Genomic DNA, 22119 nt, shown 5'->3' with positions numbered 1-22119 from the left:
CCAGCTCCCGCAGGGTTTTGCGTTCGCCCGGACATAAAGGTCTACCCATGCAAAAAACCGTCGCCATCCTGATCTTCCCCGGCGTCCAGTCACTGGACGTGAGCGGTCCCATGGACGTGTTCTGCGAAGCCAACCGTTTTCTGCCGCCGCAGGATCATTACCGGTTGGACGTCATCGGCTTCGGTCACGGCAACATGGTTGCTTCCAACGGCCTGTCATTGCAGGCCCACCGGCACTACAGCGAAGCGTTGCAAGCGTATGACCTGCTGCTGGTGGCGGGTGGTCCGCAGTTGCCCTTCGAAGACTTCGGCGCCGAGTTCGATGCTTGGTTGCGTGGCGCCACGGCGCGTGCGCAGCGCTTCGGCTCGATCTGCAACGGCGCTTTCCTGCTGGCCCGCGCCGGGCTGCTGGACGGGAAAACCGTGACCACCCACTGGAACGATGCGGCGGATCTGGCGCGCTTGTGCCCCACGGCTCAGGTCGAAGCCGACCGTCTCTACGTGCAGGACGGCAGTCTCTACACCTCGGCCGGGGTCACGGCGGGCATCGATCTGTCGTTGTATCTGTTGGCCCAGGATCATGGCCCGGAAGTCGCGCTGAGCGTGGCCAAGCGCCTGGTGGTGTTCACCCAGCGGTCGGGCGGGCAGTCGCAGTTCAGCCCGTTTCTGACGCCCCACGCCGAAACCACCTCGGCGGTAGCGCTGGTGCAGTTGTATGTGTTGGCGAACCTGACCGGGGACCTGACCATTGCCGATCTGGCCAAGGCCGCGAACATGAGCGCACGCAACTTCTCCCGGGTGTTTGCCCGTGAGGCGCGGATCACGCCGGCGGAGTTTGTCGAGCGGGCGCGGGTGGATGCGGCGCGGGTCATGCTGGAAAGCAGCCCCGCACCGCTCAAGACCGTGGCCTACCAATGCGGCTTTCGCGACGCCCAGCACATGCGCAGTGTGTTCAACCGCCGCCTGGGCGTGACGCCGCAACAGTTCCGGCTTAACTTTGCGGCGCCGGTATAGGCGCCGGTTACTGCGGCGCGCGCGCGGGCAACAGCTTCAGTGTCCCGCGCGTATTGGCCGTCACTTCCTCATCGGTGAAATGCGCCTGTTCGTAGCCACCTTCAATGTAGGTTTCGGCCTGGTCGCTGTAGTGTCGGTCAAACGGCACGCCACTTTGCCCGACCGGGTTGATGGTCAGTGCGTGAGCCGCATCGGCGAAGTCGATCAAGCGGCGGGTCGAGGGGCCGTAGGTGACCGGCCACGGCGCCGGGCCGATCATGGCCGACTGGTTGTTCGGCACTTCATGGGTGCCCGGCGCAGGGAACGGGCCGACGTTGAATAGCTTGTCCAAAGGCTTCTGCATGCCCAATGGATGGCCGTGGGTCAGGGTATGCGCGGTGCCCCACTGCCATTGGCTCGGGTCATCGCCGAGGGTGGCCTTGAGGTGCGCGAGGCTGTTGTCCCAGGCGAGCTTGACGGTGTCAGCGCGCTTGCCGTCCCACCACGGCGAATCCGGCGTGGCGGCCAGGCGTGGCAGCGCGGCGTCGATCACGCGGGTGGTGAGCAGGGTCTTGAACATACCGTCGCCGAGCTTCGGGTGGAAGGCCGCGTCGGCCAGGTTGAACAGGAACTGGTTGAACAGCGTGGCGCTGGTGGAGTCCAGCGGGTAGTCACCCTTCCAGCTGGCAAGCTGCTCCACCAGTTTCAGCTGCGCCGGGTCCTTGACCACCTCACGCAGTACCGGCAGCAGCGGCGCCAGCAGGCGCGGGCCGAAAGCCGTGGTGGTGCCCAGTTGCAAGGCCTGACTGTTGTTCACATCCCATTTCACGCTCTTGTCGCTCAACTGCGCATTCAACTGCTGGCCGCGGTCGGCCAGGTTGTAATAGCCGGGGATCTCCATGCCGGTGGGCGACGCGGGCTGAGCATTGGCCGACACCACATAGCCGCGTGCCGGGTTCTCTTCCTGCGGGTTGGCGCTGAAGGGGTAGAAGCCCGGTTTATCGGCCTGTTCGGTACTGCCATCGAGGATGAAACCGGGGTTGATTCCGGCCGGGCGAATCGGCAGTTGCGCCGCCGCCCACCAGCCGATATCGCCCTTGGCGTTGGCCCACACGATATTCAGGCCCGGCGCGGAGACCTTGGCTGCAGCAGCTCGCGCCTTGGCCAGGGTGTCGGCGCGGTTGAGCTGGTAGAAGCCTTCGAGGATCGGATTCTGGGTGTCGAGGAACGCCCACCACATGGCAATCGGGGTGTTGCCGGCGTTCTCGCCGAGCACGTCATTGATGATCGGGCCGTGGGGCGATTGGCGCAGGGTCAACGTCACCGGCGCCTGGCCCTTCACCGCGATCTGTTGCTCGGTGCGGGTCATGTCGACCCACTGGCCGTGGTACCAGACCTGGTTGGCATTGTCCGGGTTGACCTTCTCGGCGATCAGGTCGAGGTCGTCGTTCTGGAACATGGTCAGGCTCCAGCCGAAATCCAGGTTGTGTCCCAGGAACGCCATCGGCACCAGTGCGTTGTGATAGCCATACAGCTCGAAACCCGGCGCCGACAGCTGCGCTTCGTACCACACCGACGGCACCGAGAAACGAATATGCGGGTCACCCGCCAGCAACGGCTTGCCGCTCTTGGTACGGTTGCCGCTGATGGCCCAGGCGTTACTGCCTTCGAACTGCGGCAGGCCGTTGTCGGCCAGGGCCTGTTCGCTCAGTGACGCGAGGGCGCCGAGGGTCTGCCAGTCGCTGGCGGCGAGGTTGAGGGCGCCCTTGGGCTGCCAGTCGAGGTCAAAGATTTTCAGGTAGTCGCTGCCCAACTGGTCGCGTACGTAAGTCAGCAAAGGCTCGGTGCGAAACGCGGCGGCAAAGCTGTAGGCCATATACCCGGCGACGCTGATGGTGTCTTCGGCGGTGAACGGCCGCTTGGGGATGCCCAGCACGTCGAACTCCATCGGACGGGCGTGGCTGTCCTGATACTGGTTGATCCCGTCCAGATAGGCTTGCAGGGCCTTCCAGTGCGCCGACTCATGATCCAGTTGCGCCACATAGGTCGCGGCGCGGTCGCGAATGCGCAGGCTGCGGAACAGTTTGTCGGTCTCCAACACCTTCGGCCCGAGCACTTCGGCCAGTTCGCCACGCGCCAGGCGCCGCATGATTTCCATCTGGAATAGACGGTCCTGGGCATGCACATAGCCCAGGGCGCGATACAGGTCGGTTTCGTTCTCGGCGCGGATATGCGGCACGCCACGGTCGTCGTAGCGCACCGTGACCGAGCCTTGCAGGTTGGCCAGCGTCACCGTGCCCTGGCGGGTGGGCTGCTTGCTATAGACGTATGCGCCTGCGCCAAGGGCAGCCAGCACGACCAGAACCGCGAACACCTGCAAGACGCGCTTCATGAACATTCCTTACCAAGAGAGAGGCGGGTTACGAGCCTTTTGGCCACGAACAATAGCAGCCCACCGCCAGGGTGTGAGTAGCATTTATCTCGCGCCCCGCTTCAAGGGCCTTCAGGATCGGCTCAATAAAGCTGTTGCTGGAATTGCACGTAAGGCCCTCGCTGTAGGGCCCGAAATACGCGAGCTTGCCTGTGCGATCCCAGATCCCCACGGCCGGGCTGGCCGGCACCTGGTCGGCGCCGGGCAGGGCGGTGAGGGTTTTCATCGTGCGCAGGTTGTCGGGCAGTTGGCCGTGGCTGCCGGGCTTTTGCAGGGCGTAGAACTCGACGCGTTGGGGCGCGTACTGCTCGATCAACTCGCCCAGGTGCTGCTGGTTGCCGACGTTGCACGGGCAGGCTGGGTCCCAGAAGTGCACCAGGCGGATCGGGCCGGGGCCGGCGAGGTCGGCAGGCAGCTTCAATAGATCACCGGAAAACACCGCCGTGTGTTCGCTGAAGGCGCGCAGGTAGCGGCCCTGGAACCAGTCATACGCCGCCCACAGCACGCCGGCGCAGATAACCAGGATCAGGCTGGCGAATAGAGCGGTGCGGTAGGGCTGTCGCATTCAGATGTATCCTCGGAGGTCGCGTAGCTTGCCATGCTTGTCCTGACAGATGAATATCGCAGCTCGATATTCATCTTCGCCGCCAGTCTGGAAGCCTTTATGCCTGTCACCTTTGACCCCGATCATCTGCGCGAAAGCTTGCAGCCCCTGGTGGATGCGCAACCGCTTTCAGCCGAGGCACGGGTCTACCAGCGTTTCTATGGGCTGGACCAGGCGGTGAGTCGCCTGGGGCGCTTCGAGGTGGATGGATTCGAGGTGGTCGCGCAAGTGTGGTGGCCGCCCACACCGGTGGCCACGATGTTCATGTTCCACGGCTTCTACGACCACATGGGGCTGTACCGTCATGTGGTGAAGTGGGCGCTGGACCAGGGCTTCGTGTTGATCGCCTGCGATCTGCCCGGGCATGGGCTGTCCAGCGGCGCACGTGCCAGCATCGACGATTTTGCGGTGTACCAGCACGTGGTGCAGGCCCTGTTTAGCCAGGCCGAAACCCTGCAATTACCACAACCCTGGCACCTGTTCGGGCAAAGCACCGGCGGCGCGGTGGTGGTGGACCACCTGCTCCACCACGGCGCCGACAGCCCCGCCCAGGGCAAGACCTTCCTGCTGTCCCCCCTGGTGCGGCCGCGTGCGTGGGGCTGGTCGCAGGTCAGCTATTACCTGCTGCGCCCCTTCGTCAAAGGCATTGCGCGGCGGTTCAGCGAAAACACCAACGACCCCGCGTTCAAACCGTTCCTTGAAGCCGACCCGCTGCAGCCGCGCCAGTTGCCGACCGCCTGGGTGGGCGCCTTGGCGCGCTGGATCAAACACATCGAAGCCGCACCGCGCAGCCCTCGGCGGCCGGTGATCGTGCAGGGTGAAGAAGACATGACGGTGGACTGGCAGCACAACCTGCAGGTGTTGCGGAGCAAGTTCGACCAGCCGGAGGTGTTGATGCTGCCGCGTGGCAGGCATCACTTGGCCAATGAGATTCCGGAGATTCGCGAGCAGTACTTCAGGTATCTCACCCAGCACCTGAACTAAGACGATCCAAATGTGGGAGGGTGCTTGCCCCTCCCACATTTTTTACTGCGCAAGGCTTGAGGTGCTTTGGCCGACCGCCAGGCCCGCGCGAATAGCGGCAAGGGCTGCCTGGTAATACGCCTTACCTTCCGGCGACTCCGCAAACGTCGCGAATTCTTCCAACTCCGGGTCGGACAGATCCCGATAGACGTACAGCAGCGTGTTGTTCAGATCCTTGTCGATCTGCTGCATCAACCGTTCACGTTGACCGTTCAACATGCCTTGGGCCTGGCCGCCGCCCAGCAGGCCGGGGATCATCTGGCTCAGGCTGTCGGCCGCCACGCCGGCAATCGCCAGGCTGACTTCCGCGCCGGCTTCACGGGCCGGCAGGGCCTGGGCCAGGTGGCCGATGATCAGGCTGCGTGTGGCGCCGGCTTCGATTTTCGGCAAACCCTGGGCGTTTTTCGCCAGTTGGTCACGGCGGGTGGCGAGCAATTCGGCGGCGACAATCTTGCGGCCCAGGGGCGATTGGAAAAACGCCAAGGCAGGCGCAGGGTCCGCCAGGTGTTTGCGCAATTGCGCTTCGGCACGCTGGTCCATGGCCTGGGCGGCAAAGCGTTTATTGCTGTTGTCCACCAGCGCCTGGTACACCGCCGGCGGCAGGCTATTGCGATAGCGTTGCTGGGCGGCACTGAGGGCGTCATTGAAATGCGCACGTTGTTCGGCCCAGCCGGCGACCTTGTACAACTGGTCATGGCCGTCTGCCCAGGCGGGCAAAACGCAGAACATCAGCAAGGAAAAAAACAAACGACGCATAGGGACTCCTGTCAGTCGGCCACTATTGTCCGTGTCGGGCGTAGGATTTGTCGAGAAGTCCTATCAGTCACCTGACTAAAGTGTATTCAGACGCTCGGCGGCTCTGTCGGATTCAGAGGCGTATGGATACTATGCGCGCCATGCAAATGCCCTTCGATCACCCCTTGCTGCAACGTATTGTCGACGACCTGGCCGAAAAGGGCTGGTCCCGACAGGACGGCTTCCTGCCCCAGGCTCTGACCCTGGAACTGGCGGCTGAGTGCCGTAAACGCAAGGCCGAAGGTGAGCTGGCCCCGGCAGCGGTAGGGCGCGGCCCGAGCCAGGAGATCCGTGAAGGCATTCGCGGTGACCACATCCAGTGGCTGGAAGAGGGCGATGCGGCGGTTTGCGACACCTATATGGCGGTGATGGACAGCCTGCGCCTGGCCATGAACCGTGGCCTGTTCCTGGGCCTGGAAGACTTCGAAAGCCATTTCGCGATGTACCCGCCGGGGGCGTTTTACCTCAAGCACCTGGACCGTTTCCGCGACGATGACCGGCGCATGGTCTCGGCGGTGATCTACTTGAACGATGCCTGGCTGCCCGAACATGGCGGCCAGTTGCGCATGTACCTCAAAAACGGCGTCGAATACGACGTGGTGCCCACCGGCGGTAGCCTGGTGGTGTTCCTGTCGGGCGAGGTGCCCCACGAAGTGATGCCCGCCACACGCGAACGCCTGTCCCTCACCGGCTGGTTTCGCCGGCGGGGCAACGAGCCGTTCTGAGCATGCAAAAGATTCTGATCAGCCGCTGCCTGCTCGGGCACAAGGTGCGTTACGACGGTGGCGCCAGCGGGCCGTTCGACCAGTTGGCCGCGTGGCAGGCCGAGGGGCGTGTGGTTGCGATCTGCCCGGAAGTGTCGGGTGGTTTGCCAACGCCACGACCTGCTGCCGAGATCCCAGGCGGGCAGGGTGTGGATGTGTGGGAGGGGCGTGCCCAGGTGCTGACGGCCGAGGGCGAAAATTTCAGCGCAGCGTTCCTTGATGGTGCCCGCCAGGCACTGGCTCTGGTTCAACGCCACGCTATCCGCATCGCCGTGCTCAAGGCCAATAGCCCGTCCTGTGGCAACCTGCTCACCTATGACGGCACTTTTACCGGCGTGAAAGTGAGTGGCGAGGGCGTAACCGCAGCACTGCTCAAGCGCCACGGCGTGCAGGTGTTCAGTGAGCTGGAGCTGCCTGAGGCTGCGCGGGCACTGGCGCGGCTGTAGTCGGGGTTTCTCCTTCAAACCACTTCTGCGACAGCGCCTTTAACCGGCCATCCTCCTTCACCCGCTTCAGCGCGCCATCCAGGCTCGTCTTGAACGCCGGGTTACCCTTCTGGAACGGGATCACCAAATCAGGCTTCTCGCGATAAACCTCGCTGAAATCGAACTGATCCTCAAGGTCGGCAGTCTTAGCGATATGGTTGATGGCCACGTCGTACTTGCCGGTTGCCACGCCGGGCAGCAAGTCGACGTCATCGGTGGTGATGAACGAGGAGCGCACATCCATTTCCTTTGCCAGCAGTTCACCCAGTTCCACTTCGAAACCGGTGAGTTTGTCGCCTTCCTTGAAGTTGAACGGAGGTGTATTGGCTTCAAGGGCGATGCGCAGTTCGCCACGATCGAACACATCATCGACCAGCTCGGCGTGAGCCAGGGGGCTCACAAGGGGAAGCAGCAGTAACAGGCCAGGCGAAAAGCGCATGGTCACTCCTAGAGAATTTTTATGTGCGAGGCGCCGGTCAGCATCGCTTTGCTATGGTGTTGAGTGCCTTGGACAGCAATTTGTCGCGAAGTTGTCTTAACCCTACAGATTTCACAGAAAAACTGGAGAAGCGAATGAAAGCCCTTTTGTCCCGTGCCACCCTGGCCTCCCTGATGCTGGGTGCTTCGATGTTGGCAAACGCTGCTGATGTTCCCCGCACCCCCGCACCCAAGGGCGCCGAGGTGTTTATCGTCTCGCCCAAAGATGGCGCCACCGTCGACAAGACCTTCACCGTCAAGTTTGGCGTGAAGGGGCTGGACCTGGAACCGATCGACAAGCAGGTGCCCGGTGCCGGTCACCATCACCTGCTGGTCGACCAGGACGTGACGTCGCTCAAAGCAGACGAGGCGATCCCGGCCACCGCCACCTCTATCCATTTCGGCAAGGCGCAAACCGAAACCGAACTGACACTGGCCCCAGGCAAGCACACCTTGCAACTGGTGGCGGGCGATAACGTGCACCGCCAGTTCGAGCCCACTGTAGCCTCGAAAGTGATCACGGTTAACGTCAAGTAAGATTTGTTCAGATGCAAAAAAGGGAGCCCCGAGGGGCTCCCTTTTTCGTGGTGCGGTCGAAACCTTAGAACAACACGCGGCTACGGATAGTGCCGTTGATGTGCTGCAGCTTCTCTTGCGCCAGGTCCGAGTACTCGGCGTCGACGTCGATCACCACGTAGCCGACCTTCTCGTTGGTCTGCAGGAACTGACCGGAGATGTTGATGCCGTTTTCCGCGAAGACCTTGTTGATCTCCATCATCACGCCAGGGATGTTCTGGTGGATGTGCAGCAGACGGTGTTTGCCAGGGTGAGCCGGCAGGGCCACTTCCGGGAAGTTCACGGACGATACCGAGGTACCGTTGTCGCTGTACTTGACCAGCTTCTCGGCCACTTCCAGGCCAATGTTGGCTTGGGCTTCAGCGGTGGAACCGCCGATGTGCGGGGTCAGGATCACGTTGTCCAGGCCACGCAGCGGGCTTTCGAAGATGTCGTCGTTGGAGCGAGGCTCAACCGGGAACACGTCGATGGCGGCGCCGATCAGGTGCTTGTCCTTGATCGCATCGGCCAGGGCGTCCAGCTCGACCACGGTGCCGCGTGCGGCGTTGATCAGGATGCCGCCCTTCTTGATGGCGCGGATTTCCTTCTCGCCGATCATCCACTGGGTCTCGGCAGTTTCCGGAACGTGCAGGGTCACGATGTCGGACATGCCCAGCAGCTCGGTCAGGCTGGCCACTTGGGTGGCGTTGCCCAATGGCAGCTTGGTCAGGGTGTCGTAGAAGAACACCTGCATACCGAGGCCTTCAGCCAGGACCGACAACTGAGTGCCGATCGAGCCGTAACCGACGATGCCCAGCTTCTTGCCGCGGATCTCGAAGGAGTTGGCCGCGCTCTTGATCCAGCCGCCACGGTGGCAGGAAGCGTTCTTCTCGGGAATGCCGCGCAACAACAGGATGGCCTCGGCCAGCACCAGCTCCGCCACGGAACGGGTGTTGGAGTACGGTGCGTTGAACACCGCGATGCCGCGCTCGCGCGCAGCAGAGAGGTCGACCTGGTTGGTGCCGATGCAGAAACAGCCGACCGCCACGAGTTTCTTGGCGTGATCGAAGATTTCTTCGGTCAGCTGAGTGCGGGAGCGAATGCCGATAAAGTGCGCGTCGGCGATCTTTTCCTTGAGCTGGGCTTCCGGCAGAGAACTGGTGATGTACTCAATGCTGGAGTACCCGGCGGCCTTCAGTACTTCGACGGCCGATGGGTGGACGCCTTCCAGAAGAAGGAACTTGATCTTGCTCTTATCGAGAGAAGTCTTGCTCATCTGCGTAAACCTGTATCCCGGAGAAAAATGGCAGGGAATCGGATCGCTTAAGCTGACCCGGACGGCAGGAAAGCCGTCACCGCAGAAACGCCCTTGGGCTCTGTCCTGCGGGGGCGGTATGCTAGCATACGCGCCCCGCTAAACACTCATTCCTGCGACGTGAAGCGTTCTCAGGATGACCATGAATTGTTCGAGAGTTCTGTCGATGACCCATCCTGCCCTGATTGATGAGCTAAAGACCCTGGTTGAGCCCGGCAAAGTGCTGACCGATGCAGACTCCCTGGAGGCTTACGGCAAGGATTGGACCAAGCACTTCGCACCCGCCCCGACCGCCATCGTCTTCCCCAAGACCACCGAGCAGGTCCAGGCCATCGTGCGTTGGGCCAATACCCACAAGGTGGCGCTGGTGCCATCCGGTGGGCGTACTGGCCTGTCGGCCGCTGCCGTGGCGGCCAATGGCGAAGTGGTGGTGTCGTTCGACTACATGAACCAGATCCTCGACGTGAACCTCACCGACCGCACCGCCGTGTGCCAGCCGGGCGTGGTCACCAAGCAATTGCAGAACGTTGCCGAAGAAAAAGGCCTGTACTACCCGGTGGACTTCGCGTCGTCGGGTTCCAGCCAGATTGGCGGCAACATCGGCACCAATGCCGGCGGAATCAAGGTCATTCGCTACGGCATGACCCGCAACTGGGTGGCCGGCATGAAGGTCGTCACCGGCAAGGGCGATGTACTGGAGCTGAACCGCGACCTGATCAAGAACGCCACCGGCTACGACATGCGCCAACTGTTCATCGGCGCCGAAGGCACCCTGGGCTTTGTGGTCGAAGCCACCATGCGCCTGGACCGTGCGCCGAAAAACCTCACCGCCATGGTGCTCGGCACTACTGACTTTGATTCGATCATGCCGGTATTGCACGCGTTCCAGAGCAAGCTGGACCTGACCGCCTTCGAGTTCTTCTCCGACAAGGCCCTGACCAAGGTCATGGGCCGTGGCGACGTGCCGGCGCCGTTCGAAACCGAGTGCCCGTTCTATGCGCTGCTGGAATTCGAAGCCACCACCGAAGAAGTCGCCAACCACGCACTGGAAACCTTCGAGCACTGCGTGGAACAAGGCTGGGTGCTGGACGGTGTGATGAGCCAGAGTGAAACCCAGCTGCACAACCTGTGGAAACTGCGCGAGTACATCTCCGAGACCATTTCCCACTGGACCCCATACAAGAACGATATTTCGGTGACTGTCTCCAAAGTACCGGCGTTCTTGAAGGAAATTGACGCGATCGTCGGCGAGCACTATCCGGACTTCGAAATCGTCTGGTTCGGCCACATCGGCGACGGCAACCTGCACCTGAACATCCTCAAGCCGGAAAACCTGAGCAAGGACGAGTTCTTTGCCAAATGCGCCACTGTGAACAAGTGGGTGTTCGAAACCGTCGAGAAATACAACGGCTCGATCTCCGCTGAACACGGCGTTGGCATGACCAAGCGCGATTACCTGACCTACAGTCGCTCGCCGGTTGAAATCGAATACATGAAGGCTGTCAAAGCAGTGTTCGACCCGAACGGGATCATGAACCCTGGCAAGATCTTCGCTGTTTAATCGCCCTGAAGGAGTCGTTCCATGAGCTACCAGCACAAGTATGTCGACGGCACCAACATCCACTTTCCGGTGGGGAAAGTGGTGTGTATCGGGCGTAACTACGCCGAACATGCCAAGGAACTGGACAACCCGGTACCGACCGAACCGTTGCTGTTCATCAAACCGGGCAGCTGTGTGGTGCCGTTGGGCGACAGTTTCACTATCCCCACCGAGCGCGGTTCGGTGCATTACGAAGCGGAGATCGCGGTGTTGATCGGCAAGCCATTGTCGAACAAGCCCAGCCGTGAAGAAGTGCTGGATGCCATCTCCGGCTTCGCCCCGGCCCTGGACCTGACCCTGCGCGACAAGCAGGCCGAGTTGAAAGCCAAGGGCCTGCCGTGGGAAATCGCCAAGTCCTTCGACGGTGCGGCGGTGATTGCGCCGTTCGTGGTGGGCAGTACCTTTGCGGACGTGACCGACATCGGCATCCGCCTGACCATCAATGGCGAGGTGCGCCAGGACGGCAACAGCGCGCAGATGCTCAACCCGATCATCCCGATGATCCAGCACATGGCCGGCTGCTTCTCGCTGCAGGCGGGCGACGTGATCCTCACCGGCACCCCGGCCGGTGTAGGCCCGCTGAATGTGGGGGATGAGTTGGTGCTGGAACTGGCGGGCCAGCATCGTTTTGAAAGTGTTGTTCGTTAAGCACTGACAAAACGCGGTCAACATTGTGGGAGGGGGCTTGCCCCCGATGGCGGTTTATCAGTCAAACATCTGTTGCCAGACACTCAGCAATCGGGGGCAAGCCCCCTCCCACATCCCAGGCTTTTGCATTTTTTTCACACGCCATCCGGATAATCCTCAGCCTCGTTCGCGCAGGCCCGTTGTTCCTGTGCTATCACCTAACGCTGACTTTCCGGAAAAAGCGCCCAATGGCCGTGTCCCTGCCCTCCGCTTCACCCAAGCCGCGTTCCCGTTTTGCCATGCGCTGGTATTCCTGGCTGTTGCTGACAGGGGTGATCCTGTATGGCGTGGCCTGGGCCCTGCACTGGGATGATCGCGGTGTGTTGTGGGTGCTGGAGCGCTTTGAGACGCCGGCTGAACGCCAGCAGAGCGTATGGCTGCCGGACTACCATGCGGTCATCGATGGCAAGCTCTTGCCCGGGATGGAGAAGGACGAAGCGTCAGACGTTGCCTACAACCCACAGACCAAAACCCTGTTTTCCGTGATGGGCAAAAACCCGTTCCTGGCCGAGTTGAGCCTGCAAGGCGATGTATTGCGCAAGATGCCGCTCAACGGCTGGGACAACCCGGAAGGCGTGACCGTGATGGAGAATGGCCTGTTGGCGGTGGTCGACGAGCGCCAGCACACCCTGACCATCGTCAAGGTCGATGCGAGCACCACCCAACTGAACAAGGCCGACTTCACCAGCTATGACCTAGGCCCGTCCAAGGACCAGAACAAGGCCTTCGAAGCCATCACGTGGGACAAGCGTAACCAGCAGTTGATCCTTGGCGAAGAGCGCCCGCCCGCGCTGTTTACCTGGAAAAGCGACGGCGGCCCGACCCTGGCGGGCGATAAACAAACGCTGGCGAGCAAAGAACTGGACATGCGCAACCTCTCGGCCCTGTCCGTCGACCCGCGTACCGGGCATTTGCTGGTGCTGTCGGCCGACTCCCATCTGTTGCTGGAGCTGGACGAGAAGGGCCAGCAAGTCAGCTTCATGACCCTGCTCGGCGGTTTCAATGGCCTCAAGCACACCATTCCCCGTGCCGAAGGGGTGACCATGGACGAGGAGGGCACGCTGTACATCGTCAGTGAGCCAAACCTGTTCTATCGGTTCGAAAAGCAGAAATAGCACACCGATTACGTCAGATATGTCTCTGTGAGCGGCATCTGCCAGACATCCGGGCGTGTTTAAGTTTAAATTCAGATGGGCGTGATATTCATTCGCCACTTTTGAATTTGAGCCCGCCCGATGCAACGACTAGCCCGCCCCAAACCCCTGTTCATCATGCTTGCGCTGATCGCCCTAGTCAGCGCCGGGGCCGTTGCGCAGCATTTTCGCCTGTTCGAACGTGCCTGGTTCAATTGGCAGGTATGGCGCCAGCCAGCGGACGAACGCTCCATCGGGCTGGCGGACTACCGCGTCACGCTGGAGGCCCAGGCCATTGAGGGGCTCGACGACGATGTCTCGGCCCTGACCTACGACCCGGTGCGCAAAAGCCTGTTCACCGTCACCAATAAAAACGCCGAGCTGATCGAATTGTCCCTGGAGGGCAAGATCCTGCGGCGCATCCCCTTGATCGGGTTCGGCGATGCCGAAGCCGTGGAGTTCATCAGCGACAACATCTATGTCATCAGCGATGAGCGCCAGCAGCGGCTGATCAAGGTGCATGTGGACGATGACACCCAATTCCTCGACGCCGCCGATGCAGAGCAGATGACCCTGGGTTTGCATGTCGGTGGCAACAAGGGCTTTGAAGGCCTGGCCTACGACTCGGTGGGCAAGCGCCTGTTCGTGGCCAAGGAGCGCGACCCGATGCTGATCTATGAGGTGCATGGCTTCCCGCATTTCAAACCGGAAAAAACCTACTCGGTACACGTGATCAATAACCCCAAGCGCGACGCCGGGTTGTTTGTGCGTGACCTGTCGAGCCTGCAATACGATGAGCGCAGCGGCCATCTGCTGGCGCTGTCGGATGAGTCGTTTCTGGTGTTGGAACTGGATATCGACGGTCGCCCGTTGAGCAGTCTGTCACTGCTCAACGGACGCCATGGCCTGACGAAGCGAGTGCCGCAGGCCGAAGGCATCGCCATGGATGACGAGGGCGCGCTGTACCTCGTCAGCGAGCCGAACCTGTTCTACGTCTTCAAGAAGCCTTGAGGGTTTTGACGCCTTCGGCGGTGCCCAGCAGCAGCACATCGGCCGGACGCGCCGCGAACAGGCCGTTGGTGACCACGCCGACAATCGCGTTGATCTGCGTTTCAAGCTCCACCGGATTGGTGATCTGCATGTTGAACACATCGAGGATAATGTTGCCGTTGTCGGTCAGCACACCTTCACGGTACACCGGGTCGCCGCCCAGCTTCACCAGCTCGCGGGCCACGTGACTGCGGGCCATCGGGATCACTTCCACTGGTAACGGGAAGGCACCGAGCACCGGCACCAGCTTGCTGGCGTCGGCGATGCAGATGAAGGTCTTGGCCACAGCCGCGACGATCTTCTCGCGTGTCAGGGCTGCGCCGCCGCCCTTGATCAGGTTCAGGTGTTCGTCGCTTTCATCGGCTCCGTCGATGTAGAACTCCAGGTCGCTCACGGTGTTGAGCTCGTACACCGGAATGCCGTGGCCCTTGAGGCGTGCGGCGGTGGCTTCGGAGCTGGCCACGGCGCCATCGAATGCGCCCTTGTGCTGGGCCAGTGCATCGATAAAGCAGTTGGCGGTGGAGCCGGTGCCGACACCGACGATGCTCTTGTCGTCGAGTTTAGGAAGGATTAAATCGACGGCGGCCTGGGCCACTGCCTGTTTGAGTTGATCCTGGGTCATGCGGGCTCCGGAACGGGCGGGGAGTTATCGAGGGGCGCGAGTATAACCCAACAAAACCTCTGGATTCGTGTGGTCGCCCGCCCAAACGCTGGGTTAGACTCCTTGGCCCTGCCCAACCCGCCCAGTGATATCCGCCGATGCTTGAACAGTACGTCAAAAAGATCCTCACCTCGCGCGTTTACGACGTTGCCGTAGAAACACCGTTGCAGACCGCCCGTCAGCTCTCCGAGCGGCTGGGCAACCAGGTCTGGCTCAAGCGTGAAGACTTGCAGCCGGTGTTCTCGTTCAAGATTCGCGGCGCCTATAACAAGCTGACCCAACTGAGCGCCGAAGAACGAGCGCGCGGCGTGGTCACCGCGTCGGCCGGCAACCATGCCCAGGGCCTGGCCCTGGCGGCGAAGGTGCTGGGGGTCAAGGCCACCATCGTGATGCCCAAGACCACGCCTGAAATCAAGGTCGAAGGCGTGCGCTCCCGTGGCGGCAAAGTGGTGCTGCATGGCGATTCGTTCCCGGAAGCCCTGGCCTACTCGCTCAAACTGGTCGACGAAAAAGGCTACGTGTATATCCACCCCTACGATGATCCGCACACCATTGCCGGGCAGGGCACCGTGGCGATGGAGATCCTGCGTCAGCATCCAGGGCCGCTGGACGCGATTTTCGTACCGGTGGGCGGCGGCGGGCTGATCGCCGGTATTGCGGCGTACGTGAAATACCTGCGCCCCGAGATCAAGATCATCGGCGTCGAGCCGGACGACTCCAACTGCCTGCAAGCCGCCATGGCTGCTGGCGAGCGCGTTGTGCTGCCGACCGTGGGCATCTTTGCCGATGGCGTGGCGGTGGCGCAGATCGGCCAGCACACCTTCGACATCTGCAAGGACTATGTGGATGAAGTGATCACCGTGAACACCGACGAGATCTGTGCGGCGATCAAGGACATCTACGACGATACCCGTTCCATCACCGAGCCGGCAGGGGCTTTGGGCGTGGCCGGGATCAAGAAGTACGTCGAGACCCGTGGCGTCACCGGACAGACCCTGGTCGCCATCGACTCTGGCGCCAACGTCAACTTCGACCGCCTGCGCCACGTGGCCGAACGCGCCGAGCTGGGTGAAGGCCGCGAAGCCATCATCGCCGTGACCATCCCCGAGAAGCCCGGCAGCTTCAAGGCGTTCTGCGAGGCCGTGGGTAAACGCCAGATCACCGAATTCAACTACCGCTACCACTCCGGCAGCGAGGCGCACATCTTTGTCGGCGTACAGACCCATCCGGAAAACGATCCGCGCAGTGCCCTGATCGCCAGTCTGACCCGCCAGGGGTTCCCGGTGCTGGACCTGACCGAGAACGAACTGGCCAAGTTGCACATTCGTCACATGGTGGGCGGGCACGCGGCCAAGGTCAGCGATGAAGTGGTGTTGCGCTTCGAGTTTCCGGAGCGTCCGGGGGCGTTGTTCAACTTTCTTAACAAATTGGGCGGGCGCTGGAACATCTCGATGTTCCACTATCGCAACCACGGCGCAGCAGACGGCCGTGTAGTCGCCGGCCTGCAAGTGCCGGCGGATGAACGTCACCTGGTACCGGCCGCCCTGGAAGCCATCGGCTACCCGTACTGGGATGAAAGCGATAACCCGGCCTACAAACTGTTCCTCGGTTGAGCGACTACGCTGAAGGGGCGGCCTTCAAGGAAAACGACACATGGAAACCCTGACCACCCTGAAAGTTATCCACATGGCAGCCACCGTGGTGTTGCTGCTCAGTGGCCTTGGCCTGGCGCTGCTGGCCTGGCGCAAACGCAGCGCCGGCCCGGCGGTGACCGTGCAGCGCCCGTGGGCGTTCGTCTGGTTGCTGATGGGCGTGTGCGTGGTCAGCATGCCGTTTACCGGCTGGTGGCTGGTGCACCTGGTTGGCTGGCCGCTGGGCCAGACCTGGATCCTGGGTTCCAGCATCCTCTATACCGTGGCGGCGCTGGCCTGGTTCTGGCTGGTGGCGCGGCTCAATCGCCTGCGCAAAGGCGAGGGTGGTAGCCTGAACTTCACGCTGGTGCTGGCGGTGGTCAGTCTGGCGGGGTTTGTGGCGATTGCCGGTCTGATGGGCGCCAAGCCGGTTTAAGGCTTTGGACCGAGTCGTCTGCATCGGGGGCAAGCCCCCTCCCACATTTTGACCGTGTGAACCCGATCAAGTGTGGGAGGGGGCTTGCCCCCGATAGCTTCATCAGCTGCGCAGCGTGATCACCGGCCAGCCGCGTTTCTCGGCCTCGGCCCGCAGATTCGGGTCCGGATCCACCGCCACCGGGTGAGTCACTTGCTCCAGCAGCGGCAAGTCGTTCATCGAGTCGCTATAGAAATAGCTGTCTTGCAGGCTGTACCCGGTTTCTTCCAGCCAGCGGTTCAAGCGGGTCACCTTTCCTTCACGGAAGCACGGCACATCGGTGCTGCGCCCGGTGTAGCGGCCGTTTTCCATCTCGCACTCGGTGGCGATCAAGGTTTCAACGCCCAGGCGTGCGGCAATCGGCGCGGTGACGAAACGGTTGGTGGCGGTGATGATGACCAACTTGTCACCGGCGGCGCGGTGTTTGGCCAGCAGCTCAATGGCCAGCGGCAGCATGATCGGCTCGATGCAGTCGCGCATATAGTCGTTGTGCCACTCGTTCAACTGGGTGATCTCGGTGCGGCCGAGGATCTCCAGGCAGAAGTTCAGGTAGGCGGCGTTGTCCAGCTTGCCGGCCAGGTAATCCTGGTAGAACTCGTCGTTGCGGGCCTTGTAGGCCACCGGGTCGAGAATCCCGCGTTCACAGAGGTAATCGCCCCAGGCGTGATCGCTGTCACCGCCGAGAAGGGTGTTGTCCAAGTCGAATAAAGCCAGGCGCATTGCAGTTACTCGCTGAAAAGTCTGTAAAAAGGCGTCCAGAATACGGTCTTTTCACAAGAGTGCACATAAGGTACGAAGCCTCGTTGCCGCTTCATCAACCTTTGTGGAACAATGCGGCGACATGCGTTTGCGAGGTTGTTGCCGTGATCGACCCCGATGGTTTCCGTCCTAATGTCGGGATTATTCTTACGAATGATGCCGGACAGGTGCTATGGGCTCGCCGAATCAACCAAGATGCCTGGCAGTTTCCTCAAGGTGGAATCAACCCCGACGAGACCCCTGAAGACGCCTTGTACCGCGAGTTGAACGAAGAAGTCGGCCTTGAGCGCGAAGATGTGCAGATTCTGGCCTGTACCCGTGGCTGGTTGCGCTATCGTTTGCCGCAACGCCTGGTGCGTACCCACAGCCAACCGCTGTGTATCGGCCAGAAGCAGAAATGGTTTCTCCTGCGCCTGATCTCCAATGAGCAGCGGGTGCGGATGGATTTGACCGGTAAACCGGAGTTCGATGGCTGGCGCTGGGTCAGCTATTGGTATCCGTTGGGCCAGGTGGTGACATTCAAGCGCGAGGTTTATCGTCGCGCGCTCAAAGAGCTTGCCCCGCGCCTTTTAGCGCGCGACTGACGACGGAGTTCGACCCCGAGCCATGCTCAATACGCTGCGCAAGATCGTCCAGGAAGTTAACTCCGCCAAGGATCTCAAGGCGGCGTTGGGGATTATTGTGTTGCGCGTCAAGGAAGCCATGGGCAGCCAGGTCTGCTCGGTTTACCTGCTGGACCCCGAGACCAACCGTTTTGTGCTGATGGCCACGGAGGGCTTGAACAAGCGCTCCATCGGCAAGGTCAGCATGGCGCCCAATGAAGGTCTGGTGGGCCTGGTGGGGACGCGTGAAGAACCCCTGAACCTTGAAAACGCGGCCGATCACCCGCGTTATCGCTACTTTGCCGAAACCGGTGAAGAGCGTTACGCCTCGTTCCTTGGGGCACCGATCATTCACCACCGCCGCGTCGTCGGCGTGTTGGTCATCCAGCAGAAAGAGCGCCGTCAGTTCGACGAAGGTGAAGAAGCCTTCCTCGTGACCATGAGCGCGCAGCTCGCCGGGGTTATCGCCCACGCCGAGGCCACTGGCTCGATTCGCGGCCTGGGGCGCGAAGGCAAGGGTATCCAGGAAGCCAAGTTCGTTGGTGTACCCGGTTCGCCAGGCGCTGCGGTCGGTACGGCGGTGGTCATGCTGCCGCCGGCGGATCTGGACGTGGTGCCGGACAAGACCGTCACCGACATCGACGCTGAAATCAAACTGTTCAAGACCGCCCTGGAAGGCGTGCGCGCCGACATGCGCAACCTGTCGACCAAGCTGGCCACCCAACTGCGCCCCGAAGAGCGCGCGCTGTTCGACGTGTACCAGATGATGCTCGACGACGCGTCGCTGGGTAATGAAGTCAAGACCGTGATCAAGACCGGCCAGTGGGCCCAGGGTGCGCTGCGCCAGGTGGTCACCGATCACGTCAACCGTTTCGAACTGATGGACGACGCCTACCTGCGCGAACGGGCCTCGGATGTGCGCGACCTCGGTCGCCGTCTGCTGGCGTACCTGCAGGAAGATCGCACCACCAACCTGGTCTACCCCGACAACACCATCCTGATCAGCGAAGAGCTGACCGCGACGATGCTTGGCGAAGTGCCGGAAGGCAAACTGGTCGGCCTGGTGTCGGTACTCGGCTCGGGTAACTCCCACGTCGCGATCCTGGCCCGGGCCATGGGCATCCCGACGGTGATGGGCCTGGTAGACCTGCCGTATTCCAAGGTGGATGGTATCGACATGATTGTCGATGGCCATCGCGGCGAAGTCTTCACCAACCCCAGCGAAGTGCTGCGCAAGCAATACGCCGAAGTGGTCGAGGAAGAGAAGCAACTGGCGCTGGGCCTCGATTCATTGCGCGAGTTGCCATGCGTGACCACCGATGGTCACCGTGTGCCGCTGCTGGTGAATACCGGCCTGCTCGCCGACGTGGCCCGTGCGCAACAGCGTGGCGCCGAAGGGGTGGGGCTGTACCGCACCGAAGTGCCGTTCATGATCAACCAGCGTTTCCCGAGCGAGAAGGAGCAGCTGGCGATCTATCGCGAGCAACTGCAGGCCTTCCACCCGTTGCCAGTGACCATGCGCAGCCTGGACATCGGCGGCGACAAGTCACTGTCGTATTTCCCGATCAAAGAGGACAACCCGTTCCTCGGCTGGCGCGGCATTCGCGTCACCCTCGACCACCCGGAAATCTTCCTGGTTCAGACCCGCGCCATGCTCAAGGCCAGCGAAGGCCTGAACAACCTGCGCATCCTGCTGCCGATGATCTCCGGCACCCATGAGCTGGAAGAGGCGCTGCACCTGATCCACCGCGCCTGGGGCGAAGTACGCGATGAAGGCGCCGACGTACCGATGCCGCCGATTGGCGTGATGATCGAGATCCCGGCGGCGGTGTACCAGGCCAAGGAACTGGCGCGGCAGGTGGACTTCCTGTCAGTGGGGTCCAACGACCTGACTCAATACCTGCTGGCTGTGGACCGTAACAACCCACGGGTGGCCGACCTCTACGACTACCTGCACCCGGCGGTGCTGCAAGCCCTGCAACATGTGGTGCGCGACGCCCATGCCGAAGGCAAGCCGGTGAGCATCTGCGGCGAAATGGCTGGTGACCCGGCGGCGGCGGTGCTGTTGATGGCGATGGGCTTTGACAGCCTGTCGATGAACGCCACCAACTTGCCTAAGGTGAAGTGGATGCTGCGCCAGGTGGAGCTGAGCATGGCCAAGGAGCTGCTGGCGAAGTTGATGACTATCGACAACCCGCAGGTTATCCACAGCTCGTTGCAGTTAGCCTTGAAAAACCTGGGACTGACGCGGATGATCAACCCGGCCTCGGCCAAAACCTTGTAAGGCCTGACACAAATCAAAATGTGGGAGGGGGCTTGCCCCCGATGAGGGAGTGTCAGCAGCAAATGTGTTGCTGACACACCGCTATCGGGGGCAAGCCCCCTCCCACATTTGGTTTTGTGGTGTGGCTAGATATTGAGTTCAACCTCGCCAAGCCGCCCACCATGCGGCCCAAAACTGCGCTCCACCATCCGCCGCGACCCATCCGCATTCACGATCAACGCCGTACTCGCCCTGGTCCCATAACTTGGGCTGGCGATAAACACGCTCGACAATAAACTTTCCGTCGCCAACCCCACCCCTGTATCTGGCAGATCGGCAAACGGCGCTGTCTGCGGATCACTCAAAATCCCCAACAGTGCCTCCGGCTGCGGATCATCCAACAGCGCGCTCAACGCCGCCCTGGCCTTGAGCAACTTGGGCCACGGCGTATCCAGCCCCGCGTTGGATAGCCCATACACCCCGGCCTTCAGGCGCGTGGGCTCGGTATGGTTGGCGTTGTAATGCCACAGCTCATCCCGCGTGCCCACCAGCAGATTGAATCCGGCATATTCAATCGAACGGCCGTTAACATCGGCTAAATATTCGTCAATCGGCAGCGAACCGTTGAGAAACCGCGCCACTAATTCCCCCCGTGACTTACGGGCCGGCGGTTGATGAGGATCACGGATATTGGTCAGGGCAGCGAAGCGCCCGTCGGCGTTCACGCCCAGCCAAGTGCCACCGGCTTCCTGGTCACGGCCGGCGTACACCTGTGGCGCATCCGGCCACTGGGCCAGCGGCAGGCTGGGGCGGGCGTAGAACTCATCGCGGTTGGCCGCGACGATCAGCGGCTGGGCGTGGCCCGGCCGCCAGGCAAAAACAATCAGGCACATCAGGCGATCCCTTTTGTGTTTTCAACCACTCTACCCACTCAAGCAGAGGCGTTCCATCGTATCCAGTTGGGTCGCATGCCTTCCATCCGTTAACATGCCGGACTTGGTTCGGGGGCTCCCATGGAATTTCTGCTGTATTTGCTGCTCGGCGCCTGTGCGGGCGTGCTCGCCGGGCTGTTCGGCGTGGGCGGCGGGATCATCATCGTGCCGGTGCTGGTGTTCAGCTTCACCTTGCAGGGGTTTGACCCGCAGGTGCTGACCCACCTGGCGGTGGGTACTTCCCTGGCGACGATCATCTTTACCTCGGTGAATGCCGTGCGTGAACACCACCGGCGGGGCGCGGTGCGTTGGCCGATCTTTGTGTGGATGACCGTGGGCATCCTGATTGGCGCCGGCTTTGGCGCGCTGACTGCCGAGGCGATTTCCGGCCCGCACCTGCAAAAGATCATTGGCGTGTTTGCCTTGCTGGTGGCCGTGCAGCTGGCCCTGGAGGTCAAGCCCAAGGCCAGCCGTACGGTGCCGGGCAAGGTTGGCCTGACCGTGGCGGGGACGTTTATCGGCTGGGCCTCGGCGATTTTCGGAATTGGCGGCGGTTCGCTGACCGTGCCGTTCCTGACCTGGCGCAGCGTGCCGATGCAGCAGGCGGTGGCCACTTCATCGGCCTGTGGCTTGCCGATTGCGGTGGCCAGTGCATTAAGTTTCATGATTCTGGGCTGGCATGACCCGCTGTTGCCCGCTCATAGTCTAGGGTTCGTGTATTTGCCAGCGCTGTTGGGCATTGCCCTGACCAGCATGGTGTTCGCCCGTTTCGGCGCACGCCTGGCGCATCGCTTGTCGCCGCGTTTGCTCAAGCGGTTGTTCGCCGGGTTGCTGTTCTGTGTCGGTTTGAACTTTTTGCTTTGAAAAAACTTGAGTAATGCAGGC

The 22119-nt window shown here is 61.6% G+C and carries 22 protein-coding genes; 14 read left to right on the top strand and 8 right to left on the bottom strand.

Features of this window, described 5'->3' with window-relative positions:
- The first annotated feature begins 47 nt into the window (after positions 1-47).
- Positions 48-1013 (top strand): GlxA family transcriptional regulator, encoded by a 966-nt coding sequence (locus AC3WP7_RS10835; RefSeq protein ID WP_093514097.1) that lies wholly within the window; start codon positions 48-50, stop codon positions 1011-1013.
- Between the two features lie 7 nt (positions 1014-1020).
- Here AC3WP7_RS10835 and AC3WP7_RS10830 read toward each other — a convergent pair whose 3' ends face one another.
- Together AC3WP7_RS10830 and AC3WP7_RS10825 are read right to left on the bottom strand one after the other, a co-directional pair.
- The gene (locus AC3WP7_RS10830; protein WP_102593220.1) at positions 1021-3384 is read right to left on the bottom strand and encodes a penicillin acylase family protein; all 2364 of its coding nucleotides are present in this window, start codon (positions 3382-3384) and stop codon (positions 1021-1023) included.
- A gap of 28 nt (positions 3385-3412) precedes the next feature.
- Positions 3413-3988 (bottom strand): DUF6436 domain-containing protein, encoded by a 576-nt coding sequence (locus tag AC3WP7_RS10825; protein ID WP_102593221.1) that lies wholly within the window; start codon positions 3986-3988, stop codon positions 3413-3415.
- A gap of 99 nt (positions 3989-4087) precedes the next feature.
- Between AC3WP7_RS10825 and bipL the strand changes: the two genes are divergently transcribed.
- On the top strand, positions 4088-5011 hold the full coding sequence (gene bipL, locus AC3WP7_RS10820; RefSeq protein WP_093514188.1) for a phospholipase BipL: 924 nt from the start codon (positions 4088-4090) through the stop codon (positions 5009-5011).
- Positions 5012-5053: 42 nt separating this feature from the next.
- On the opposite strand, the gene AC3WP7_RS10815 is transcribed toward bipL, so the two are convergent.
- On the bottom strand, positions 5054-5806 hold the full coding sequence (locus AC3WP7_RS10815) for a DUF2059 domain-containing protein (RefSeq protein ID WP_071490422.1): 753 nt from the start codon (positions 5804-5806) through the stop codon (positions 5054-5056).
- 131 nt (positions 5807-5937) lie between these two features.
- Here AC3WP7_RS10815 and AC3WP7_RS10810 point away from each other — a divergent pair, with 131 nt between their 5' ends.
- Both AC3WP7_RS10810 and AC3WP7_RS10805 read left to right on the top strand, forming a co-directional pair.
- The gene (locus AC3WP7_RS10810; protein ID WP_071490421.1) at positions 5938-6570 is read left to right on the top strand and encodes a 2OG-Fe(II) oxygenase; all 633 of its coding nucleotides are present in this window, start codon (positions 5938-5940) and stop codon (positions 6568-6570) included.
- Between the two features lie 2 nt (positions 6571-6572).
- Positions 6573-7055: a 2-thiouracil desulfurase family protein gene (locus AC3WP7_RS10805; RefSeq protein ID WP_102593222.1), complete on the top strand. Its 483-nt coding sequence runs from the start codon at positions 6573-6575 to the stop codon at positions 7053-7055.
- Here AC3WP7_RS10805 and AC3WP7_RS10800 read toward each other — a convergent pair.
- On the bottom strand, positions 7006-7533 hold the full coding sequence (locus AC3WP7_RS10800) for a transporter substrate-binding domain-containing protein (protein ID WP_093120548.1): 528 nt from the start codon (positions 7531-7533) through the stop codon (positions 7006-7008). The genes AC3WP7_RS10805 and AC3WP7_RS10800 overlap by 50 nt on opposite strands.
- A gap of 134 nt (positions 7534-7667) precedes the next feature.
- On the opposite strand from AC3WP7_RS10800, the gene AC3WP7_RS10795 reads away from it, so the two are divergent.
- On the top strand, positions 7668-8108 hold the full coding sequence (locus AC3WP7_RS10795; RefSeq protein WP_058426501.1) for a DUF4399 domain-containing protein: 441 nt from the start codon (positions 7668-7670) through the stop codon (positions 8106-8108).
- Between the two features lie 64 nt (positions 8109-8172).
- Here AC3WP7_RS10795 and serA read toward each other — a convergent pair whose 3' ends face one another.
- Positions 8173-9402, bottom strand: coding sequence for a phosphoglycerate dehydrogenase (serA, locus tag AC3WP7_RS10790; RefSeq protein WP_071490418.1), 1230 nt, complete (start codon positions 9400-9402; stop codon positions 8173-8175).
- Positions 9403-9607: 205 nt separating this feature from the next.
- On the opposite strand from serA, the gene AC3WP7_RS10785 reads away from it, so the two are divergent.
- The 4 genes from AC3WP7_RS10785 (at position 9608) to AC3WP7_RS10770 (ending at position 13872) form a co-directional block, all read left to right on the top strand.
- Positions 9608-11002: an FAD-binding oxidoreductase gene (locus AC3WP7_RS10785; protein WP_102593223.1), complete on the top strand. Its 1395-nt coding sequence runs from the start codon at positions 9608-9610 to the stop codon at positions 11000-11002.
- Positions 11003-11023: 21 nt separating this feature from the next.
- Positions 11024-11689, top strand: coding sequence for a fumarylacetoacetate hydrolase family protein (locus AC3WP7_RS10780; protein ID WP_071490417.1), 666 nt, complete (start codon positions 11024-11026; stop codon positions 11687-11689).
- Between the two features lie 227 nt (positions 11690-11916).
- Positions 11917-12843: an SdiA-regulated domain-containing protein gene (locus AC3WP7_RS10775; protein WP_093120554.1), complete on the top strand. Its 927-nt coding sequence runs from the start codon at positions 11917-11919 to the stop codon at positions 12841-12843.
- A gap of 120 nt (positions 12844-12963) precedes the next feature.
- Positions 12964-13872 carry an SdiA-regulated domain-containing protein gene (locus AC3WP7_RS10770; protein WP_092241850.1) on the top strand — a complete coding sequence of 303 codons (909 nt, stop codon included), beginning with the start codon at positions 12964-12966 and terminating at the stop codon, positions 13870-13872.
- Here AC3WP7_RS10770 and rpiA read toward each other — a convergent pair.
- Positions 13859-14533: a ribose-5-phosphate isomerase RpiA gene (gene rpiA, locus AC3WP7_RS10765; protein WP_016979019.1), complete on the bottom strand. Its 675-nt coding sequence runs from the start codon at positions 14531-14533 to the stop codon at positions 13859-13861. The two genes, AC3WP7_RS10770 and rpiA, sit on opposite strands and share 14 nt — an antisense overlap.
- Before the next feature lie 137 nt (positions 14534-14670).
- On the opposite strand from rpiA, the gene ilvA reads away from it, so the two are divergent.
- Both ilvA and AC3WP7_RS10755 read left to right on the top strand, forming a co-directional pair.
- Positions 14671-16185: a threonine ammonia-lyase, biosynthetic gene (ilvA, locus tag AC3WP7_RS10760; protein WP_092241852.1), complete on the top strand. Its 1515-nt coding sequence runs from the start codon at positions 14671-14673 to the stop codon at positions 16183-16185.
- A gap of 40 nt (positions 16186-16225) precedes the next feature.
- Complete coding sequence (locus AC3WP7_RS10755; protein ID WP_093120559.1) at positions 16226-16639, top strand: DUF2269 family protein; 414 nt, start codon at positions 16226-16228, stop codon at positions 16637-16639.
- A gap of 102 nt (positions 16640-16741) precedes the next feature.
- Here AC3WP7_RS10755 and AC3WP7_RS10750 read toward each other — a convergent pair whose 3' ends face one another.
- Entirely contained in the window at positions 16742-17398 is a 657-nt protein-coding gene (locus AC3WP7_RS10750) for a histidinol-phosphatase (RefSeq protein ID WP_092241857.1), read from the bottom strand.
- 143 nt (positions 17399-17541) lie between these two features.
- Between AC3WP7_RS10750 and AC3WP7_RS10745 the strand changes: the two genes are divergently transcribed.
- The gene (locus AC3WP7_RS10745) at positions 17542-18021 is read left to right on the top strand and encodes an RNA pyrophosphohydrolase (RefSeq protein WP_003176750.1); all 480 of its coding nucleotides are present in this window, start codon (positions 17542-17544) and stop codon (positions 18019-18021) included.
- Between the two features lie 22 nt (positions 18022-18043).
- On the top strand, positions 18044-20323 hold the full coding sequence (gene ptsP, locus AC3WP7_RS10740; RefSeq protein ID WP_092241860.1) for a phosphoenolpyruvate--protein phosphotransferase: 2280 nt from the start codon (positions 18044-18046) through the stop codon (positions 20321-20323).
- Positions 20324-20448: 125 nt separating this feature from the next.
- Here ptsP and AC3WP7_RS10735 read toward each other — a convergent pair whose 3' ends face one another.
- Positions 20449-21195, bottom strand: a complete 747-nt coding sequence (locus AC3WP7_RS10735; protein ID WP_092241863.1) for an NRDE family protein — start codon at positions 21193-21195, stop codon at positions 20449-20451.
- Positions 21196-21315: 120 nt separating this feature from the next.
- Here AC3WP7_RS10735 and AC3WP7_RS10730 point away from each other — a divergent pair, with 120 nt between their 5' ends.
- Entirely contained in the window at positions 21316-22098 is a 783-nt protein-coding gene (locus tag AC3WP7_RS10730; protein ID WP_071490409.1) for a sulfite exporter TauE/SafE family protein, read from the top strand.
- Positions 22099-22119: the final 21 nt, after the last annotated feature.

Source organism: Pseudomonas sp. FW305-3-2-15-C-LB1 (assembly GCF_058787615.1).
Note: the sequence above shows the minus strand (reverse complement) of the source record. Positions and strands in the feature narration are given on the sequence as shown.

Bases quoted from the DNA above. Each gene is read 5' to 3' on its own strand.
- AC3WP7_RS10835 (WP_093514097.1), top strand. From the start codon at position 48: ATGCAAAAAACCGTCGCCATCCTGATCTTCCCCGGCGTCCAGTCACTG.
- AC3WP7_RS10830 (WP_102593220.1), bottom strand. From the start codon at position 3,384: ATGAAGCGCGTCTTGCAGGTGTTCGCGGTTCTGGTCGTGCTGGCTGCC.
- AC3WP7_RS10825 (WP_102593221.1), bottom strand. From the start codon at position 3,988: ATGCGACAGCCCTACCGCACCGCTCTATTCGCCAGCCTGATCCTGGTT.
- bipL (WP_093514188.1), top strand. From the start codon at position 4,088: ATGCCTGTCACCTTTGACCCCGATCATCTGCGCGAAAGCTTGCAGCCC.
- AC3WP7_RS10815 (WP_071490422.1), bottom strand. From the start codon at position 5,806: ATGCGTCGTTTGTTTTTTTCCTTGCTGATGTTCTGCGTTTTGCCCGCC.
- AC3WP7_RS10810 (WP_071490421.1), top strand. From the start codon at position 5,938: ATGCGCGCCATGCAAATGCCCTTCGATCACCCCTTGCTGCAACGTATT.
- AC3WP7_RS10805 (WP_102593222.1), top strand. From the start codon at position 6,573: ATGCAAAAGATTCTGATCAGCCGCTGCCTGCTCGGGCACAAGGTGCGT.
- AC3WP7_RS10800 (WP_093120548.1), bottom strand. From the start codon at position 7,533: ATGCGCTTTTCGCCTGGCCTGTTACTGCTGCTTCCCCTTGTGAGCCCC.
- AC3WP7_RS10795 (WP_058426501.1), top strand. From the start codon at position 7,668: ATGAAAGCCCTTTTGTCCCGTGCCACCCTGGCCTCCCTGATGCTGGGT.
- serA (WP_071490418.1), bottom strand. From the start codon at position 9,402: ATGAGCAAGACTTCTCTCGATAAGAGCAAGATCAAGTTCCTTCTTCTG.
- AC3WP7_RS10785 (WP_102593223.1), top strand. From the start codon at position 9,608: ATGACCCATCCTGCCCTGATTGATGAGCTAAAGACCCTGGTTGAGCCC.
- AC3WP7_RS10780 (WP_071490417.1), top strand. From the start codon at position 11,024: ATGAGCTACCAGCACAAGTATGTCGACGGCACCAACATCCACTTTCCG.
- AC3WP7_RS10775 (WP_093120554.1), top strand. From the start codon at position 11,917: ATGGCCGTGTCCCTGCCCTCCGCTTCACCCAAGCCGCGTTCCCGTTTT.
- AC3WP7_RS10770 (WP_092241850.1), top strand. From the start codon at position 12,964: ATGCAACGACTAGCCCGCCCCAAACCCCTGTTCATCATGCTTGCGCTG.
- rpiA (WP_016979019.1), bottom strand. From the start codon at position 14,533: ATGACCCAGGATCAACTCAAACAGGCAGTGGCCCAGGCCGCCGTCGAT.
- ilvA (WP_092241852.1), top strand. From the start codon at position 14,671: ATGCTTGAACAGTACGTCAAAAAGATCCTCACCTCGCGCGTTTACGAC.
- AC3WP7_RS10755 (WP_093120559.1), top strand. From the start codon at position 16,226: ATGGAAACCCTGACCACCCTGAAAGTTATCCACATGGCAGCCACCGTG.
- AC3WP7_RS10750 (WP_092241857.1), bottom strand. From the start codon at position 17,398: ATGCGCCTGGCTTTATTCGACTTGGACAACACCCTTCTCGGCGGTGAC.
- ptsP (WP_092241860.1), top strand. From the start codon at position 18,044: ATGCTCAATACGCTGCGCAAGATCGTCCAGGAAGTTAACTCCGCCAAG.
- AC3WP7_RS10735 (WP_092241863.1), bottom strand. From the start codon at position 21,195: ATGTGCCTGATTGTTTTTGCCTGGCGGCCGGGCCACGCCCAGCCGCTG.
- AC3WP7_RS10730 (WP_071490409.1), top strand. From the start codon at position 21,316: ATGGAATTTCTGCTGTATTTGCTGCTCGGCGCCTGTGCGGGCGTGCTC.